Annotated in this window: 17 protein-coding genes and 2 tRNA genes; 4 read left to right on the plus strand and 15 right to left on the minus strand. The window is 59.7% G+C overall.

Features of this window, described 5'->3' with window-relative positions; genetic code table 11:
- Positions 1–72: 72 nt before the first annotated feature.
- From aceF to ampD, 3 genes are all read right to left on the minus strand, one after another.
- A complete protein-coding gene (aceF, locus tag AB6K10_RS00420; RefSeq protein ID WP_339117732.1) occupies positions 73–2088 on the minus strand; it encodes a pyruvate dehydrogenase complex dihydrolipoyllysine-residue acetyltransferase in 2016 nt (671 codons plus the stop codon).
- Between the two features lie 58 nt (positions 2089–2146).
- Entirely contained in the window at positions 2147–4819 is a 2673-nt protein-coding gene (gene aceE / locus AB6K10_RS00425) for a pyruvate dehydrogenase (acetyl-transferring), homodimeric type (RefSeq protein ID WP_159343138.1), read from the minus strand.
- Positions 4820–5220: 401 nt separating this feature from the next.
- Positions 5221–5802, minus strand: coding sequence for a 1,6-anhydro-N-acetylmuramyl-L-alanine amidase AmpD (gene ampD, locus AB6K10_RS00430; protein ID WP_285262901.1), 582 nt, complete (start codon positions 5800–5802; stop codon positions 5221–5223).
- Between the two features lie 81 nt (positions 5803–5883).
- Between ampD and nadC the strand changes: the two genes are divergently transcribed.
- Positions 5884–6738 carry a carboxylating nicotinate-nucleotide diphosphorylase gene (gene nadC, locus AB6K10_RS00435; RefSeq protein WP_339117733.1) on the plus strand — a complete coding sequence of 285 codons (855 nt, stop codon included), beginning with the start codon at positions 5884–5886 and terminating at the stop codon, positions 6736–6738.
- Between the two features lie 3 nt (positions 6739–6741).
- Here nadC and AB6K10_RS00440 read toward each other — a convergent pair whose 3' ends face one another.
- Positions 6742–7272, minus strand: a complete 531-nt coding sequence (locus tag AB6K10_RS00440; protein ID WP_339117734.1) for a GNAT family N-acetyltransferase — start codon at positions 7270–7272, stop codon at positions 6742–6744.
- A 139-nt stretch (positions 7273–7411) separates the two neighbouring features.
- Between AB6K10_RS00440 and tsaA the strand changes: the two genes are divergently transcribed.
- Positions 7412–8182 (plus strand): tRNA (N6-threonylcarbamoyladenosine(37)-N6)-methyltransferase TrmO, encoded by a 771-nt coding sequence (gene tsaA / locus AB6K10_RS00445; protein ID WP_339117735.1) that lies wholly within the window; start codon positions 7412–7414, stop codon positions 8180–8182.
- Here the strand turns inward: tsaA and purC are convergent.
- The 3 genes from purC to dapA form a co-directional block, all read right to left on the minus strand.
- The gene (purC, locus tag AB6K10_RS00450; protein ID WP_159343143.1) at positions 8159–8875 is read right to left on the minus strand and encodes a phosphoribosylaminoimidazolesuccinocarboxamide synthase; all 717 of its coding nucleotides are present in this window, start codon (positions 8873–8875) and stop codon (positions 8159–8161) included. The two genes, tsaA and purC, sit on opposite strands and share 24 nt — an antisense overlap.
- A gap of 32 nt (positions 8876–8907) precedes the next feature.
- Positions 8908–9888, minus strand: a complete 981-nt coding sequence (gene bamC, locus AB6K10_RS00455; RefSeq protein WP_339117736.1) for an outer membrane protein assembly factor BamC — start codon at positions 9886–9888, stop codon at positions 8908–8910.
- Positions 9889–9969: 81 nt separating this feature from the next.
- The gene (gene dapA / locus AB6K10_RS00460) at positions 9970–10854 is read right to left on the minus strand and encodes a 4-hydroxy-tetrahydrodipicolinate synthase (RefSeq protein WP_159343145.1); all 885 of its coding nucleotides are present in this window, start codon (positions 10852–10854) and stop codon (positions 9970–9972) included.
- Positions 10855–11101: 247 nt separating this feature from the next.
- Here dapA and AB6K10_RS00465 point away from each other — a divergent pair, with 247 nt between their 5' ends.
- Positions 11102–11575: a peroxiredoxin gene (locus tag AB6K10_RS00465; RefSeq protein ID WP_253017526.1), complete on the plus strand. Its 474-nt coding sequence runs from the start codon at positions 11102–11104 to the stop codon at positions 11573–11575.
- Positions 11576–11621: 46 nt separating this feature from the next.
- Here the strand turns inward: AB6K10_RS00465 and AB6K10_RS00470 are convergent, their stop codons facing one another.
- Positions 11622–12725, minus strand: a complete 1104-nt coding sequence (locus AB6K10_RS00470; protein ID WP_339117737.1) for an AI-2E family transporter — start codon at positions 12723–12725, stop codon at positions 11622–11624.
- Positions 12722–13000 (minus strand): sulfurtransferase TusA family protein, encoded by a 279-nt coding sequence (locus AB6K10_RS00475; protein ID WP_285262896.1) that lies wholly within the window; start codon positions 12998–13000, stop codon positions 12722–12724. Before AB6K10_RS00475 ends, AB6K10_RS00470 begins: the two co-directional genes overlap by 4 nt.
- Positions 13001–13182: 182 nt before the next feature.
- On the opposite strand from AB6K10_RS00475, the gene AB6K10_RS00480 reads away from it, so the two are divergent.
- Positions 13183–14643 (plus strand): M48 family metalloprotease, encoded by a 1461-nt coding sequence (locus AB6K10_RS00480; RefSeq protein WP_339117738.1) that lies wholly within the window; start codon positions 13183–13185, stop codon positions 14641–14643.
- A 79-nt stretch (positions 14644–14722) separates the two neighbouring features.
- Here AB6K10_RS00480 and nadA read toward each other — a convergent pair whose 3' ends face one another.
- The 6 genes from nadA to AB6K10_RS00510 all read right to left on the minus strand — a co-directional run bounded on the left by nadA (position 14723) and on the right by AB6K10_RS00510 (position 19095).
- Complete coding sequence (gene nadA, locus AB6K10_RS00485) at positions 14723–15751, minus strand: quinolinate synthase NadA (RefSeq protein WP_339117739.1); 1029 nt, start codon at positions 15749–15751, stop codon at positions 14723–14725.
- Positions 15752–16090: 339 nt separating this feature from the next.
- Positions 16091–16166, minus strand: a tRNA-Lys gene (locus AB6K10_RS00490).
- A 110-nt stretch (positions 16167–16276) separates the two neighbouring features.
- Positions 16277–16352, minus strand: a tRNA-Lys gene (locus AB6K10_RS00495).
- Between the two features lie 118 nt (positions 16353–16470).
- Positions 16471–17346 (minus strand): 23S rRNA pseudouridine(2605) synthase RluB, encoded by an 876-nt coding sequence (rluB, locus tag AB6K10_RS00500; protein ID WP_159343151.1) that lies wholly within the window; start codon positions 17344–17346, stop codon positions 16471–16473.
- Complete coding sequence (gene scpB, locus AB6K10_RS00505) at positions 17333–18133, minus strand: SMC-Scp complex subunit ScpB (protein WP_339117740.1); 801 nt, start codon at positions 18131–18133, stop codon at positions 17333–17335. The genes rluB and scpB overlap by 14 nt, the downstream gene beginning before the upstream one ends.
- Positions 18130–19095, minus strand: a complete 966-nt coding sequence (locus AB6K10_RS00510; RefSeq protein WP_339117741.1) for a ScpA family protein — start codon at positions 19093–19095, stop codon at positions 18130–18132. Before AB6K10_RS00510 ends, scpB begins: the two co-directional genes overlap by 4 nt.
- Positions 19096–19100 lie beyond the last annotated feature (5 nt).

Here is a 19100-nt window from a genome sequence, read left to right on the forward strand (position 1 = left end):
GTTTAAGTAGCATTGCTATAAACACAAGCGGCGCCCGTCAGGGCGCCGCTTGTGGCTTGCTCGTATGATCGCTTACAGCAGCAAGCGACGGATATCGGTGAGCACGTCCGCCAGGAAGGCGGTGAAGCGCGCTGCATCCGCACCGTTGATCGCGCGGTGATCGTAGGAGAGCGACAGCGGCATCATCAAGCGCGGCTGGAAAGCACTGCCATCCCATACCGGCTTCATCTGCGCTTTCGACACACCCAAGATCGCGACCTCAGGGGCGTTGACGATCGGCGTGAAGGCCGTGCCACCAATCGAACCCAGGCTCGAAATGGTGAAGCAGCCACCGGTCATCTCTTCCCGCTTGAGCTTCTTGGTTTGCGCTTTCTTGCCTAGCTCCGCCATCTCCTTGGCAATCTCGATCAAGGATTTCTTATCGGCGTCGCGCAGCACGGGCACCATCAGACCGTCCGGCGTATCCACCGCGATACCGATATGGACGTACTTCTTCCATACCAGCGTATCGCCGTCGCCTTTCAAGCTGACGTTGAACTGCGGGAACTTGCGCAGTGCAAAGGCACACGCCTTGACCAGGAACGGCAGCGGCGTGAGCTTGGCCCCTTGGGCTTCGGCTTCGGCCTTCATGGCCTTACGGAAGTTTTCAAGCTCAGTGATGTCGGCTTCGTCGAACTGGGTCACGTGGGGCACGTTGAGCCAGCTACGATGCAGGTTCGTCGCGCCCATCCTGAGCAGGCGACCCATCGGCTTCTCTTCCACCTCACCGAACTGGCTGAAGTCGACTTCCGGCACGGCGGGGATGCCTGCACCACCGCTGGCCGCAGGAGCGGCAGCCTGGGCTTTACCCTGGTTGGCAATCGCCTGTTTGACGTAGGCCTGCACGTCTTCTTTCAGCACGCGATCTTTCGGGCCGCTGGGCTTCACGAGGCCCAGATCGACGCCTAGCTCACGGGCCAGCATACGCACGGCGGGGCCCGCGTGTACCAGCTTGCCGTCGCGAGGCTTGTGAGACGCCATTTGCGCTTCGGGACTGGGGGAACCCGCCGGGGACGCCTGCTTGGCGCTGGGCGCGCTCTGCGGCTTGCTATCCGCTTTTTCAGGGGCCGCTTTTTTGGGTGCGGCTTTCTTGGCACCCGCGACTTCCATATAGCCGATCACGTCGCCTTCAGAAACGGTGTCACCCTCTTTGACGGTGAGCTCCAGAATCTTGCCCTTGAAGGGGCTCGGCACGTCCATGGAGGCTTTATCGGACTCCAGGGTGATCAGCGGATCTTCGACGTCGACCTCGTCACCGGCGGCAACGCCAATTTCGATAATCGGTACGTCAGATGAGCCTGACAGATCCGGCACGCGAATCTCTTTACGCTCTGGCTCGCCGCTGCCGCCTTCGTCGTCAGCCGTATCGTCTTCGGCTTCAACTTCAGCAGAGTCGTTAGTGGAGGCAGACTCGTCGGCCTGGGCAGGCGCGTCCGCATCACTGTCATCATCGCCTTCACCCGCGATTTCCATCTGGCCAATCACATCGCCTTCGGACACGGTGTCGCCCTCTTTCACCGTCAGCGCGACGATCTTACCGCTGTGCGGGCTGGGCACGTCCATGGAGGCTTTATCAGACTCCAGGGTGATCAGCGTGTCTTCGGCGTTGACTTCATCGCCTGCGCCGACGGCGACGTCGATGATCTCGACGTTGTCAGAGCCACCGAGATCGGGGACTTTGATGTCCACGGTTTGCTTGCCGCCGCTGGCTTTCTTTGGCGCAGGGGCCGCTTCTTGCTGCTTGGCGGGCGCTTCGTCTGGCTCAGACGGGGAGTCGGCTTCCGGCTCGGCATCATCACTCTCACCGCCACCTTCCACTTCCAGCTCGACGATATCATCGCCTTCCGAGACTTTATCGCCCTCTTTGACCAACACTTTGATCACCTTGCCGCCTTTCGGGGCCGGTACATCCATGCTGGCTTTGTCGGATTCCAGAGTGATCAGGGTGTCTTCCGCTTCAATGACGTCGCCTTCTGACACCGCAATCTCGATGATTTCGACATCGGTATCCCCACCGATGTCGGGAACTTTGATGATTTCGCTACTCAAGGTCGCGCTCCTTCCAAATCGGATCGAGCCGGCGGGCATCTGCCCGCCGGGCAGCGGTTTAGCTGGTCAGCGGGTTCGGCTTGTTGGCATCGATGCCATACTTTTTCAGCGCGTCGCCGACATGCTTGCGATCAATCTCACCACGGTCGGCCAGGGCACGCAGCGCGGCGACGGTGACGAAGTAGCGGTCTACTTCGAAGAAGTAGCGCAGCTTCTCGCGGGTATCGGAACGGCCAAAGCCGTCGGTACCCAGCACGGTGTAGTCGTTCGGTACCCAGGCACGCACCTGGTCCGCGTACAGCTTCATGTAGTCGGTCGACGCAATGACCGGACCGTCACGGCCTTCCAGGCACTTGGTCACGTGGGGCTTGTTGGCCTCGGCATCCGGGTTCAGGAACGCTTCACGCTCCAGCAGCAGCGCTTCACGACGCAGCTCGTTGAAGCTGGTCACGCTCCAGATATCCGCACCGATGCCCCAGTCGTTGGCCAGCAGCTCGGCAGCGGCTTCCACTTCGCGAAGAATGGTGCCCGAGCCCATCAGCTGAACACGACCTTTGTCACCCTTCGTCTCTTTGAGCAGGTACATGCCCTTGACGATATCGTCGGCCGGTACGTTCTCAAGCTCGGGGTGCTCGTAGTTCTCGTTCATCACGGTCAGATAGTAGAAGCAGTTCTCTTGATCCGTGAACATGCGTTTCAGACCGTCTTGCACGATGACCGCGACTTCATGTGCGTACGTCGGATCGTAGCTGCGGCAGTTGGGGATGGTGGACGCCTGAATCAGGCTGTGACCATCCTGGTGCTGCAGACCTTCACCGTTGAGCGTGGTACGCCCGGCGGTGCCGCCGACCATGAAGCCACGTGCCTGCAGGTCGCCTGCGGCCCATGCCAAGTCGCCGATACGCTGGAAGCCGAACATCGAGTAGTAGATGTAGAACGGCAGCAGCGTGACGTTGTTATTGCTGTAGGAGGTCGCGGCGGCAATCCACGCCGACATCGCGCCTGCTTCAGAAATACCCTCTTCGAGAACCTGACCTTTCTGGTCCTCGCGGTAGTACATGATCTGGCCTTTATCGACCGGCTCGTACTTCTGACCTTCAGAGGTGTAGATACCGAGCTGACGGAACATACCTTCCATACCGAACGTACGTGCTTCGTCCGGAATGATCGGCACGACCTGCTTGCCCAGTTTCTTGTCTTTCACTAGGCCGTTCAAGATACGCACGAACGCCATGGTGGTAGAGACTTCACGCCCTTTGGAGCCGCCCATTTGCGAAGCAAAGGTCTTGTCTTCCAGGGTCGGTATTTCCAGCGGCTCAAACGAGCTGCGACGGCTCGGCAGGTAACCGTTGAGACGCTCGCGCTGCAGGTGCATATACTTGAGCTCGGGAGAGTCCTCTTCCGGCTTGTAATACGGCACGTCCTTGAGCTGCTCGTCGGTGAGCGGAATACCGAAGCGGTCGCGGAATTTCTTCAGCGCTTCGTACTCCATGCTCTTGACTTGGTGCGCTTCGTTGGCCGCTTCGCCATCACCGCTGCCCATGCCATACCCTTTGATGGTGTGTGCCAGGATGACGGTGGGCTTGCCATTGGAGGTATTGACCGCTTCGTGATAGGCCGCGTAGACCTTGAACGGGTCGTGACCGCCACGGTTGAGCTTCCAGATATCTTCGTCGGAGAGGTCTTTGACCATTTCTTCGGTTTCAGGATACTTACCGAAGAAGTGCTCACGGGTGTAAGCACCGCCGTTCGCCTTGTAGTTCTGGTACTCGCCGTCGACCGCCTCGTCCATGCGTTTTTGAAGGATGCCTTTCTTATCCTTCTCGAACAGCGGATCCCAGTGACGCCCCCAAACGACCTTGATCACGTTCCAACCGGCACCGCGGAAGACGCCTTCGAACTCGTCCATGACACGGGAGTTACCGCGTACCGGACCGTCCAAGCGCTGCAGGTTACAGTTGATGACGAAGATCAGGTTATCGAGGTTCTCACGGCCCGCCAGCGAGATCGCGCCCAGGGATTCCGGCTCGTCACACTCGCCATCGCCCATGAAGCACCAGATCTTGCGGTCGTGCATATCTTTCAGCTCACGGTGATGCAGATACTTCATCACGTGGGCTTGATAGATGGCCTGAATCGGGCCAAGACCCATGGACACCGTGGGGAACTGCCAGTAGTCCGGCATCAGCCACGGGTGCGGATAAGAAGAGAGGCCATCGCCGTCGACTTCGCGACGGAACTTGTCCATTTGCTCTTCGCTCAGACGGCCTTCCAGGAACGAACGCGCGTAGATACCCGGCGCCACGTGCCCCTGAATGTAGATCAAGTCGCCTTCGAAATCGCCTTTGGGAGCGCGGAAGAAGTGGTTGAAACCCACATCGTACAGCGTCGCGGACGACATGAAGCTTGCAATGTGACCACCCAGGCCCGGGTTGGCCCGGTTGTTACGAATGACCTGCGCAATGGCGTTGTAACGGATCAGGGAGCGGATACGACGCTCCATGAACAGATCGCCAGGCATGGGCGCTTCGCGGTGAACCGGGATCGTATTACGGTGGGGGGTTGTCACCGAGAAGGGCACCTTCATCCCGTCCCGGCGCAGGCGATCCGCCAGGCGGGTCATCAGGTAGCGGGCACGATCCTCGCCCTCACGATCCAGTACCGATTCCAGGGATTCCAGCCACTCCGTGGTTTCGACCGGATCGAGATCTTCTCTTGTCTCCAGACTCATAGAGGTCTCTCCGAATGACGATAAATGACAATGAGCCCCGCCAACCCTTCGGGCCTGGGGCGGCTGCGGTGTTTAGCCACCACAGGCCATACAATGGCACGACGCGTTTGCACCGTACGGGGGTTTTCGTTCTACATTCAACAAGCTACGCTCGTCTTGATGTAGTAAAGCTACACATAGAGAGTGAAAGTTAGCCTTTTGTATATGCGAAGATACCGCAAAGTCGCCACGCTGCCAATTCCAGTGAGCCGTAAAAGGCTATCCAAAACAAACTATTGCACTGCAACATAAGCACCTTATAAGACCTTCGTCGCTGCGACGAACACCTTCAAAATGTAGTGAAACTACCGTTTTATTACCTGCCTCAAGAACCACTTAACGCTACTTTTTAACCTACGCTTTTATTGTTTAAAGGCCGCCTGTGACAATCGCTGGCGGAAATACGCCCAATCGAAGGCGGGCCCTGGATCGGTTTTACGCAGCGGCGCTACTTTGGCATGGCTGGTGATTCGCTGTGGCGTCAAAGCCGGGTAGCGAGCCATCAGCCACCCCACCGCGTCGACGAGGGCGGTGTACTGCGCTTGGGTAAAGGGAGTGTCATCATCGCCCTCGAGCTCGATGCCTACGGAAAAATCGTTGAGCCTGGATCGCCATGCGCCCAGCGCAGGGTCCCACCAGCAGGAGCGACCGGCATGCCAAGCACGCTGGTCGGTATCGACGAACTGAACGCACTCGCCGTCGCGACGGATCAACAGATGGGCCGATACCCGCAGGTGGGCGATCTCGGCAAAGAAAGGGTGTCCGTCCGGGGGCAGTCGATTGGTGAACAGCGCCTCGATGGCATCGCCCGAGAACTGCCCTGGCGGCAGGCTAATGGCGTGCAAGAGCAGCAGTGAGACCTCCTGCTGGGGGCGTGCATCCTGGTTCGGTGATGGCACCTGCCGCGCCCTGGACCACGCTCCCGCCCTGTTTTCTTGGTTCATGCGCGCACGCACTCCTCTACGTTAGCCGTCTGTTTCACTATAATGCCCGTCATCGAAGACGACGCCCAGAGACCTCCCCCTATGGATTACCAAACTGCTCTTGCTGAAGAGATTCGCGCTTGCGCCGCCCGTCTGCTGGCGGAAGACGTGGGTGCAGGCGATATCACGGCTCAGCTGATTCCTGAGAGCCAATGGGCAACCGCCAAGGTGATTACCCGTGAAGCCGCAGTACTCTGCGGTGTTGCCTGGGTCGATGAGATCTTTCGCCGCCTGGATGGCCGCGTGACGCTGCGCTGGCAAGCTGCAGATGGCGACCTTTTGGCACCCGACCAGTGCTTTCTCGAGCTCGAAGGTCCGGCCCGCAGCCTGCTCACCGGCGAACGGGCCGCCCTCAACATGCTGCAAACACTGTCGGCTACGGCCACTGCCACGCGTCGCTACGTGGACTTGATCGAAGGCACCGGCGTGCGCTTGCTGGATACTCGTAAAACGCTTCCCGGGATGCGACTGGCCCAAAAATACGCGGTCACCTGTGGGGGCGGACATAATCACCGCATCGGCCTGTGGGATGCGTTCTTGATCAAAGAGAACCACATCGCCGCCTGCGGCGGCATTCAAGCCGCCGTGACTCAAGCCCGCAAACTGGCCAGCGAGCTGCCGGTGGAAGTGGAAGTCGAAACCTTCGAGGAGCTGGATCAAGCTCTAGCCGCCGGTGCCGACATCGTCATGCTGGATAACTTCGCCATTGAAGACCTCCACGTAGCGGTGGAAATCAACGGCGGCCGCGCCACGCTGGAAGCCTCCGGCAACGTGGACGACTCTACGCTGAGAGCGATTGCGGACACCGGCGTCGACTGCATCTCCAGCGGCGCGCTGACGAAAGACGTTAAATCCATCGACCTGTCGATGCGGATCACCCAAACCTTCAACGTGTAGGCGTTAGGTTTCTACGGCGCTGAGCTGCTTCACCAGTCGGTAGCGACGCAGCATTTCACCGCTGCGCTCGACCCACTGCTCGCCGAGGTTATCGAAGCCTCGGCGCAGCAGGCGCTCATAGAGCACCAGGCTCGCCTCGATCTCTACGCTCGAAACGCCGTGCTCGAGTAGAATGCGTTCGGCGTGGATCAGTAGCGTGGTGCCAATACCACGCCCCGCCAGCGACGGCCAGACGTAGAGCGTTTCAATGCGGCCTGCGCTGATATTCAGCTCTAGAAACCCGACACAGCGGCCATCGCAAGCCGCCACCAGTGTGGTGTAGAGCGCCTGGCGCGCTGCCCAAGCGCTCGCCTCACGAGGCAGTGCATTCGCCCAGGCACGGCGTTCATCCAACCCATAGTGTGTGGCCGCGCCCTGCATGACTGCATGGTAAAAGACTTCCGCCTGATCGGCGGCATCTTTGGCCAGCGCCGCGCGATAGGTCACACGGGCAGTCGGCGCAGCAGAGGGTGTGCGTTCGTTCGTTTTCAACATGCTTCGCCTCAATGCGATTTAGCGGCTGGCAACGACAGCGGACTGTCTGTCACCCGCGGGCTATTTTATACTCGTCGCCTCGTTTCGAAAGCCCCACTTCATCGACCCCGTCGGTGTCGGTCAACCACAAGGCAGTGCCATGCATGATCGATCAGACAGCGCGCCATTTGCGCTGACGCCCATTGGCCATATCGTCAGCGACTACCCGGACAAGTTCGGCGTTCCCCGCCAGCCGGGACTTGCGCCAGCGGCCAGCGCAAGCTTGGTACTTACCGCACCGTTCGATGATCCTCTCACCGTACGGGGCTTGGAAGAGTTTAGCCACCTATGGGTGACGTTTATCTTTCATCACAGCCCGACCCGCTGGACGCCCTTGGTACGCCCACCGAGGCTGGGCGGTAACCGCAAAGTCGGCGTCTTTGCCAGCCGCAGCACCCACCGCCCCAATCGGCTTGGACTGTCGTTGATCGAGCTGTCTCACATCGACACCCGGCAAGGGGTGAGTCTGCACCTCGCCGGGTGTGACTTGATCAGCGGGACGCCAGTGGTCGATATCAAGCCTTACCTGCCCTGGGCCGAAGCCAAGCCCGATGCTCGGGCAGGCTTTGCCCCCAGCGCGCCCTCACGGCTACCCGTACATTTTAGCCAGGCCGCCCAAGCAAGCCTTGCCGCCCGTGCCGATGGAGCGTCGCTCCATGCGCTGATCGAACAGGTATTGAGCCAAGACCCACGTCCTGCCTACCAGAAAGCCACGCAGAGTGACCGCCTTTACGGGGTGCGGCTGCGCGACGTAGACGTCAAGTTCCAGGCGATCGATGTCGCCTCTGAAAACGACGCCACCACCTTGACGGTGGTGGCAATCGATACACTGACTGACGAAACGCTCTTAGGCGGGAAAGGTAATCCCTAAGCGACGGCCGACTTCTTCATAAGCCTCAATGACGCCACCCAAGCCCTGGCGGAAGCGGTCTTTGTCCAGCTTCTCGCGGGTGTTGGCATCCCACAAGCGGCAGCCATCGGGTGAAAACTCATCCCCCAGGACGACCTCGCCGTTGAACACACCGAACTCTAGCTTGTAATCCACCAGCAGCATGTCACCCTCGGCAAACAGCTGCTTGAGGATGTGGTTCACCTTGAACGTTAGGGTCTTCATTTTGGCCAGTTGCTCGGGGGTTGCCCAGCCAAACGTTTCCGCCAGCGATTCATTGATCATCGGGTCGCCCTTCTCGTCGTTCTTCAAGAACAGCTCGAAGGTCGGCGGGTTTAGGGCAATGCCCTCTTCCACCCCCAAGCGCTTCACCAAACCGCCCGCCGCAATGTTGCGCACCACGCACTCGACCGGAATCATCTGCATTTTCTTGACCAGACTTTCATTGTTGGAAAGCTGCTTTTCGAAATGCGTGGGGATACCGCCCTCTTCCAAGCGCTCCATGATGAAGGCGTTGAAGATGTTGTTCACCATTCCCTTACGGGCAAGCGCCTCTTTTTTCTTGCCATCGAAAGCGCTGGTGTCATCACGAAAGTGCAGTACCAGAAGGTCAGGATCGTCAGTGGTATAGACGGATTTTGCCTTGCCGGCATAGAGTTCTTGGCGCTTTTCCATGGGGGCTCCGTGAGAAAGTGAGAAGCAAAGGGTTAACGTAAGTAGCCGGAGACGCGCTCAAGCAACTCGCGCTGATCATCCGCACTGAAATTACGCTCGCTGGCGTTGATGGCACGCAGTACGGTTTGGTCGCCGTTGGGCTCGAGCGCCAAACGAATCTGCTGTGACATCCGGCGTACGTCTGGACTAAAGACGATCTGCAGCGGGTTACGTCCACGCTCGGTTTCGGTCATGTACTCCACCAAGAACTCGTAGTCATCAGCGGAGGTCGCGAGCAGGTCACGCTGCCCTTCTTGAGTGAAATCAAGCGATAGGTAATGGTTCAACTCGGCCCAGACGCGGTCGATGGGCTGCGGAATGACCACTTCCCACTCGTCGCCCTGCTGACGCAGCTGAAGGGTCTGCTCGCTGGCCAGACGCTGGGCGGTCCACGAGGAGGAGCTGGCAGTGGCGCTACGAGCACCCAAGTACTGCTCCAAGGCCGCGAGACAGCTCTCGACGCTTTGACCGCTCTGATCACAGCGCACTTCGCTACTACCGGCGCGCAGGGCGCTCTGTAGGCGTAGCGTCGCCTGCGGGGTTACGATGACGCCTTGATTGGCACTGCTCTGTTGAACGGGGAGTTGGCGGCTACGCACGAAGGCTTCCAATTGCGGCCAAACGGTACCAGGGTCCGCAGCGACGACTAACCAGCTTTGGTCACCGACTTGGCGACGTTCGACGTAATCAGGCTCCAGACCGCTGCCAATGGCCAGCGACTGAGGCGGTTCGACCTCGGCTGGCTCATCGAGCTGTGTGCCCTGCATGGCGACCTGGGGAACGGGCATCGCATCGCGGTAACGCTGGGTATTGCGGGACTCGGGCAACACCAAAGGCGGCGCCGGGGCCGCTTCGATGTAGTCCAGGTTGCGGTCGTGGTAGTACCCATCGCGTGCGCAACCTGCCAGTGTGACAGCGGCTGCGAGTGCCAGCGGTATCCATTTAAGCGCACGTTGTTCAAGCACAGAGCTCATCAAGCCACCTTAACAGTCAACAGATCAGTTACCCGGCAGGCGATGCCTTCACCGGGTAGCAAAAGGGTTTCGAGCGCCGGGTTACTCCTCTACGACACCCGCCAGCTGCAGCGCTTCACTGACCGTGCCGTGGTACTTCTCCGACAGCCACGTCAGCGGCAAGCGAATACCGGCGTCCATGTAGCCCATGCGGTGCAGCGCCCACTTCACGGGAATGGGGTTGGATTCGATGCCCAGGTTCGTGTGCAACGGCATCAGGCGCGTATTGATTTGGTGCGCCTTGTCGGCGTCGCCCGCCACGGCAGCCGCGCACAGATCATGCATGGCTTTGGGGGCAACGTTGGCGGTGACGGAGATGTCACCATGGCCACCCATCAGCATGAAGTCACAGGCCGTCGCGTCGTCGCCGGAGTAGAGCATGAAGTCGCTGCCTTTCAGGCGTGAGATTAGATCCTCAGCGCGCTCAAGGTTCCCGGTCGCGTCTTTCAGGCCGATGATATTGTTCACTTCCGCCAAACGTACCACGGTCTCGTTGTAAAGATCGGAGCAGGTACGGCCCGGCACGTTATACAGAATGACCGGCAGTTTGCTGCCTTCTGCCACCGCTTTGAAGTGCTGATAGAGACCTTCCTGTGTGGGCTTGTTGTAGTAAGGACAAACCGACAGGCAGTAATCCGCGCCCACTTCGCTGGCGTAGCGTGCCAGCTCGACCGCTTCCGAGGTCGCGTTCGCTCCGGTACCGGCGATGACCGGAATACGGCCGTTGACCTCTTCCACCACGCTGCGAATCACGTCGAAGTGCTCGGCAAAAGACATGGTGGTGGGCTCACCCGTGGTGCCCGCAGCGACGATGGCATCGGTGCCATTATCGAGGTGGAAGTTCACCAGACGACGAAGCGCCTCCCAGTCGATGTCGCCATTGACCTTCATCGGCGTCGCCAGGGCGACAATGCTGCCTGTGATCATCCGTATTTTCCTCACCTGCAAAAAGTTGAAATCAAGCTGCCACGTGGGATGCAATGGCGTACATTACGTCAAGACGCGGCGTTGATGCCTTAAAGGAGCGCGATCACCCCTGCCCACAAACAGCAAATGGTACTCAGGCGATTCGAGCCTGTACAGCGTAAAGCACTGCGAGTTTATCGAACGCTTTGACAGCAGCGCAGCGCTTGCGTGTAATTCCCTATGAAAGTCACCCCGATAAGGAGCCTTTATGGCGATCGAACTTGGCCAGCCCGTCCCTGATTTTTCCGCCCCCGCCACGGGCGACACCACCGTCACGCTGTCGGCACTGCGCGGCAAGCAGGTCGTCATCTACTTCTACCCGAAAGCCAGTACGCCCGGCTGCACCACCGAAGGCGGCGATTTTCGGGATCGCAAAGCCGCCTTCGATGCGGCCAACACCGTGATCATCGGTGTCTCACGGGATGGCCTGCGCGCCCAGGAGAACTTCAAAGCCAAACAGGATTTCAATTTCGAGCTGATTTCCGACAAAGACGAAACCGTTTGTCAGCTCTTCGACGTCATCAAACTCAAAAAGATGTACGGCAAAGAGCACCTAGGCATCGAGCGCAGCACCTTCTTGATCGACCAGGACGGCAAGCTTGCCCAAGAGTGGCGCGGCGTCAAAGTACCCGGCCATGCAGAAGAAGTGCTGAGCGCGGCGCAGGCACTTCACCGCCAGTAACAGCGGCGCACAGCGCGGTGCCCCTCGGATCGGGGCACCGTCGCCTTTAGGGTGAATCCTGTCCCAAGGGAGGCGGTTGCGCTGCCTGTCGACTTTCGAGCCCTCTGGGCCAGGCGTACACCAACGCCTTGAGCAGCGTGGCCAGCGGGATGGCGAAGAATACTCCCCAAAACCCCCAAATACCGCCAAAAAACAGCACCGCGACGATAATCGATACCGGGTGGATATTGTTGGTTTCCGAGAACAGCACGGGAGCCAGCACGTTGCCATCCAGCGCCTGAAGCACGCCGTAGGCCACCAGCACGTACACGAACTGCTCACTGATGCCAAAGTGGAACCCGGCCACCGCCGCCACGGGAAGCGTTGCGACCGCCGCGCCAATGTACGGCACCAAGACGGAAAATCCGACCAGCACCGCTAGCAGCGCCGTGTAAGGCAGTCCAAAAAAGGCGAACGTGATGTACGCCACCGTGCCCACGATCACGATTTCGATGGATTTGCCGCGAATGTAGTTGGCGATCTGGCGGTCCATCTCGTGCCAGATACGGGTGAGCAGCGTCCGCTTCTGCGGCAGCAACGAAAGCGTAAAACCCACCAGCGCCTCACGGTCTTTCAGCATGAAAAAGACCAGAATCGGCACCAGGACCAGATAGATGATCAGCGACATGATATTGCCCAACGAGGTCAGCGAGAGCGTCAACGCGCGCTGGCCAAGCTGGCTGATTTCCCGTCCGGCAACGCCAATCCAGCTCTGCATCTGATCGGGCGTCACGATATTGGGAAAACGCTGCTGTAACTGATCCAGCCACCCTTGGCCGCTGGCAAACATGCGCGGGGTCTCTTGAACGAGCCCCACCAGCTGATTCCAGATTAGCGGCATCAAAATGAACGCCAGCGTCAGCAGCACGCTGACAAACGCCAAGAACACCAAAATGACGGCCAACAGGTGCGGTACACGTCGCCGCGTCAGCGCGCTGACCACCCCTTGCAGTAAAAACGCCAGCACCAGCGCGGTAAAAAAAGGCGCAAGCATACGACCAAACCAGATGATCGCGGCGAACCCCGCCACCAGCACGAACAGAAGAATCAGCGCCTCTTCGTCCGAAAAGTAGCGTTCGACCCAACCTCTCAAGATGCTGCGCATGGTCATGAGTGGGCATTCCCTGCTTTACGGATCCAAAACACATATACATCGCCGCGCTGCGCCCGCGCTTCCATGACATGGTCACTCAGCTCGGTAAATGCCGCCATATCCCGCCACGACCCAGCATCGGTGGCGCTGACTTCCAACAGTTGACCGGGGGCTAGACCGGCCAGTGCCTGCTTGGCTTTCAGCAGCGGTAGCGGACAGTGCAATCCGGTGGCGTCCACTACCCGATCGGGCTGAACCCCCTCGGCCAACCCAGACGCTGTTTGCTCAGACATACTCTCCCCCAAAGGCAGCTTCTATGGTGCTCAATCGTTCGTTGGCTACATAAGCGTCGCATTGTTGCATAAACTGTTTTTTTGCGATGCCCGCCGTGGCTCTGATTTAACGGCACTTCCCTGCCCGAATCAATGTCACACCGTTGTTCGCCGCGCCTATAACCTGAACGAATGGGGATGCCATGCTGCTTTTTAGACCCACCAACGCCCGCTGGGCCTGTGCGCTAGCGCTATCGCTCGGCACCCTGTGCGTTAGTTTGCCCAGTCACAGCTATGAGGATTACCAACTACCCACGCTAGGCGGCGCATCGTCATCCGTGAGCAACGAAGAGTTTCGCCTGGGTCGCGCGTGGCTGCGCCAGTTTCGCGCCCAGGCACCGCAGTGGCAGGACCCCATCGTGAGCGACTACCTAGAAAGCCTGGTCGCGCGCCTGGCACCCTACAGCCAGCTCGGCAGCCTGCAAACGACGACAGTGATGGTGGATAACCGCTCGCTCAACGCCTTTGCGGTGCCCGGTGGCGTGGTGGGCATCAATTCAGGGTTGTTTGCCTTTGCCGAAGATGAAGGCGCTTTTGTATCAGTGATTGCCCACGAGCTTGGCCACCTCTCCCAGCGCCACTACGCTCGCGGCAGCGCCCGCGCGGAGCAAACCCAGCTGCCCGCCATGGCCGCCATGCTCGCGGGGATGCTGATTGCTGCCAGCGGCGGCGGCGATGCGGGCATTGCCACCGCCATGGGTTCTCAGGCGGCGCTGATTCAAGATCAGCTCGCCTACTCCAGGCGCTTCGAGCAGGAGGCCGACCGCATCGGCCTACAGGCCATGGCAGACGCCGGTTACGACCCCGAAGCCATGGTGCGCATGTTCGATACCATGCAGCGGCTGTCGCGCCTTCAGGGCGGCACACCGCCGGAATTCCTGCTCACCCACCCGGTCTCGGACAGCCGCCTAAGCGACGCCCAGGCGCGGGTGTCTCAGCTCAGCGTGGCCAGCCGCTACACCAGCGATACGTTGTACGACATGATGCGCGCCCGGGCGCTGCTGAGCATCTACCGCAACACGCCCCAGCAGGCGGCGTCGCGACTGGCGCAAGAAGATGCCGAGGAGCCTGCGCTACGCTACATCGACGCGCTGATCACGGCACAAAACGGGCAGACCGACCGTGCCCTCCAAACCCTCGACCAGCTAGCCAGCGAGCTTCCCGATTACGGCATGCTGCCCGCCACGGCGGCGCACGTGGCGTTGACCGCGCAGCGCTACGATGACGCCATTCACCGCAGCCAGCGGCTGCTGCGGCTAATGCCCAACTACCTGCCGGCGCAGCTCACGCTAGCGGAAGCGCAGCTACAGCGTCATCCTGAAGCCGCCTATGACCTGCTTCGGGACATTACCGCGCAACACCCGGAAAACCCGCAGGGATTCAACCTGCTGGCCGAGGCGGCCGGGCGCAGCGGCTTCAACGGCTGGGGGCATCTGGCCCGTGCCGAACACCTCCAGCTCACCGGCCGCATAGACCGCGCCATTCGACAGCTGAGTATTGCCAAAGACACTGCTCAACAGGAGAACGACGCTCAAGCGCTCGCGCGTATCGAGCAGCGCCGAGAAGCGTTTCTTGAGTACCGAGAGACGCTGGAGACATTTTAGCGCCCATGCAACCTAGGCAAAAAAGCCCGACGCATTGCGTTCGGGCTTTTGGCTAACGTCAGAGACGTTGTGCTGATGTCTAAGCATTGAAGTTCAGCATGCGTTCGAGGGGTTTGAGCGCCTGCTGACGTAGCGCGTCGTCGACGAAAATTTCGCCGCTGCCTTCACGCAGCGCCCCTGCCAAATTATCCAGCGCGTTCATCGCCATCCACGGGCAGTGGGCACAGCTACGGCACGTCGCACCGTTACCGGCGGTGGGCGCTTCAAAGAGCGTTTTCTCAGGCACCGCTTGCTGCATCTTGAAAAAGATCCCACGATCAGTCGCCACGATCAGCTTGTCGTTGGGTAGCGTTTTCGCCGCTTTGATGAGTTGCGAGGTGGAGCCCGCCACATCGGCCAGCGTCACGACGGCTTCCGGCGACTCCGGGTGAACAAGCACGGCGGCATCCGGATATAGACGCTTCAAGTCTTGAATGCCTTTCGCCTTGAACTCCTCGTGCACGATGCAGGCACCGTCCCACATCAGCATATCGGCCCCGGTTTTCTTCTGGATATAGCTACCCAGGTGTTTGTCCGGCGCCCAGAGGATCTTTTCGCCCTTCGCCTGCAGATGCTCGATGACCTCCACGGCGATCGAAGAGGTCACGACCCAATCGGCACGCGCCTTCACCGCCGCCGAGGTATTGGCATACACCACCACCGTACGATCAGGATGGGCATCGCAGAACGCGCTGAACTCATCGATAGGGCAACCGACATCCAAGGAGCAGGTCGCTTCGAGCGTTGGCATCAACACGCGCTTTTCGGGGGAGAGGATCTTGGCCGTTTCGCCCATGAAACGCACGCCAGCAACCACCAGCGTAGTGGCCTCATGGCGAGCGCCAAAGCGGGCCATTTCCAGAGAGTCAGCCACACACCCGCCAGTCACTTCGGCTAGCTGCTGAATGGCATCGTCGGTGTAGTAATGCGCTACCAAAACGGCGTTGTTCGCCTTGAGCAGCTGCTTGATCTCAGCCACTCGCGCTTCGTCTTCCGCCGGGATGCGGGTAGGGCAGTACGGGCTTGGCAGCGGAGCGTCTAACTCCACTTGAGAAGTCATCATAGTCATCGTGTCTACCACTGTGACGAACAGGGAATCCCCCTGTTAAACACCAGTCACGGCGTATGCGCTCCGCATGCGCCGCACTCGGGGCAACGGCCGCTGCGTCTCTCGCGGTGGCGCGTCACCAATCTGACTCTTGGGAGCCAGGGCTGCCGTGACAGCTCGGCAGCTATACGATCAATCGATTAGACGTTCATTCATCCTGTTTCACGATGCCATCACGTCGTTGTCATGGCATTGTGGTGGACAATGATTGTTCGCTGCAAGCGCAAAATCACGCTGCGGCGCGTCAAAACGCCCATAGCAAAACGCCCCTGGCAGCAAGCTACCAAGGGCGTCGAAATTTGGTGGGTCGTGTAGGATTCGAACCTACGACCAATTGATTAAAAGTCAACTGCTCTACCAACTGAGCTAACGACCCAAATTTTGCTGCGTTACTACGGATGGCGCCAACATTCACGAATCCCGCAATGGCTGGCATCAAAACAAGGCATTAAGAAGATAACGGCTTGATGCATTGTTTGGTTCGGATGGTGGGTCGTGTAGGATTCGAACCTACGACCAATTGATTAAAAGTCAACTGCTCTACCAACTGAGCTAACGACCCGTCCGAACGGATGCATATAGTACGGATACGGCTTGTGAATAGCAAGCCCTTTTTTATCTTTCGTCTATATTCCGTCCTCTGCGGCGTCGACAACGCCTACACCGCAGAGGTCACTTGCTTAGCCGCGCTTGGGTTTCGGCTTACGCATCGCCTGCACCGGACGGCGCTTGTGCTTGTCACGGCTCCAGCGGTTCTTCTCGTCTGGCGTCAGCTCAGGCACTTTCCGGGTTTCAAGATTGGCCAGCGTCGCCAAGTCATCCACCTCATCCTGAGAGAGTTCGACCCACTCACCAGCTTTCGCGCGCTTGTCGAGGAAGATGTTGCCGTAGCGAACGCGCTTCAGGCGGCTAACGGTAAGCCCCTGGGATTCCCACAGGCGGCGAACCTCACGGTTGCGGCCCTCCAGAATCACCACGTGGAACCAGGTGTTGATGCCTTCGCCACCAAACTCCTGCACGTCGGTGAAGCGCGCCGGGCCATCTTCCAGCATCACACCGTCGACCATAGCGACGATATGCTCACGCTTGACGTCGCCCATGACCCGCACCGCGTACTCACGCTCTACTTGAGTCGAGGGGTGCATCAAGCGGTTGGCCAGTTCACCGTCGGTGGTGAACAGCAGCAAACCGCTGGTGTTGATGTCCAAGCGGCCAATCGCAATCCAGCGCTCGCCTTTCAGGCGCGGTAGGCGCTCAAAGACCGTGCGACGGCCTTCCGGATCTTTGCGGGTGCACAGCTCGCCTTCCGGCTTGTTGTACATAATGACCCGGCGCGGCACTTCCTCTTCCGGGCGCAGCGTTACAGGGCGGTCATCGAAGCTGACCTTATCCCGCGCTTCCACCCGATCGCCCAGTTTGGCGACCTGGCTATTCACCTTCACCCGGCCATCGGCAATGGCGGTTTCCATTTCACGGCGGGAGCCAAGGCCCGCACGGGCGAGGACTTTCTGCAGCTTTTCGCTGGTGGGCGGCGTGGTGTTGTTACTCTGACTCATGGTCGTCTGACCTCACATCGTTGGTCTGCGTGCCAGCGTCCTCATGTTGACGCTGCGCACGTGCCGCTAGCCGTGCCTCTAAATCGGCAAAACTGAGCGGCTGGGTTAACGCCGTCTCGGCGTGGTGATCGGCACTCTCTGCCGACGTATTCTCATCTTGCTGGGGTGGCGCATCCTGCACGCTTTGCACCGTTTCGTCCAGTGCTGGCAGTGGGTTTTGTTCGCCCGATTCCTCTTCGACGGAGTGCGCTTCGTGATCGTCGCCGCTGACCAGCGTATGCATGGGCGGCAGCGCATCCAAGGTTTTCAGCCCGAAGTCATCCAAAAAGCTGCGCGTGGTGGCATAGACCGCCGGGCGACCCGGCACGTCTCGGTGGCCTACCACGCGTATCCAGCCGCGTTCCATCAGTGTTCGAATGATCGAACTGCTAACGCTCACGCCGCGCACATCTTCGATATCACCCCGAGTCACCGGTTGACGGTAGGCAATGAGCGCCAGCGTTTCCAGCAGTGCCCGCGAGTAGCGCTGGGGGCGCTCGTCCCACAGCCGCGAGACCCAGTGGGCCAAACGCGGGCGAATGCGTAGCTGAAAGCCCGAGGCGGTCTCGACCAGTTCGAGCGCGCCGTTATCGTGGCGCAGCGCCAGCCGCGACAACGCCTCCCTCAGCGCTTTGCGGGTAGGGCACTCCTCTTCTAAAAAGAGCGTTTCCAGGCGCTCGACCGGCAACGGCTCACCCGCCGCTAGCAGCGCCGCTTCAATAATATCGTCTAACGTGGTGTCTCTCACCGCGACTCCTCGTCAGGTTCAAACGCAGGCTCTTCGAATGCCGAGGCGGCATCGCCCTGCTCCTCTCCCAAACGCTCGAAAGCGCCCTCTTCCCCATCGGCCAGCGCCGCTTGGCGGGCGCGCACGTGAATGGGCGACAGCGGTGCGTTTTGAACGATCTCGATCATGGCCTCTTTGGCCAGCTCTAAAATAGCCATAAAGGTTACCACCACACCGGCACGCCCCTCTTCAAGGGTAAACAGCGCTTCAAAGGGCGTATAACGGCCGCTCTCGCCATCCAGGCTGAGCTGCTCCATGATCTTCAGCATTCGCTCGCGGGTGGAGAGCACTTCCCGGCTGATCTGGTGGGCCTGGGCCAGCTCGGCACGCTTGAGAATATCGGACAGCGCCCCCAGCAGCTCATCGAGCGCCACATCGGGATGGATCACCCGCGTTTCCAACGGCGGCAAGCCCGCCTGTACGCTGAACCAGTCCCGGCCTACTCGGGGCAGCGTATCCAGCGCCTCAGCGGCCTCTTTCAGGCGCTCGTACTCCTGCAGACGGCGAATCAGCTCGGCGCGGGGATCCTCCTCCTCCTCGCCTTCTGCTTTCGGCGGGCGTGGCAGCAACGTCCGGGATTTAATCTCCGCCAGCATGGCAGCCATCAGCAGATACTCGCCCGCCAGCTCGATCTCCATGGCTTTCATTAGCTCCACGTACTCAATGTACTGGTGGGTGATGGTGGCCACGTTGATGGTCAGAATATCCAGGTTCTGGCGACGAATTAAATAGAGCAGCAGATCCAACGGCCCTTCGAAGGCTTCCAGAAAGACCCGCAGCGCCTCGGGTGGAATATAGAGATCTTCCGGCAGCTGCGTGATGGGCTCATCAAACAGACGCCCAAGCGCCTCCACCACCGGCTCGGCAGTAGATTCCGCCACGTCTTGGTCTTGGTCTGGCGCTGCGCTTGGCGTCTCGCTCACGCGGG

It is taken from the genome of Halomonas sp. BMC6 (genome assembly GCF_964204995.1).
Lineage (GTDB): Bacteria > Pseudomonadota > Gammaproteobacteria > Pseudomonadales > Halomonadaceae > Vreelandella.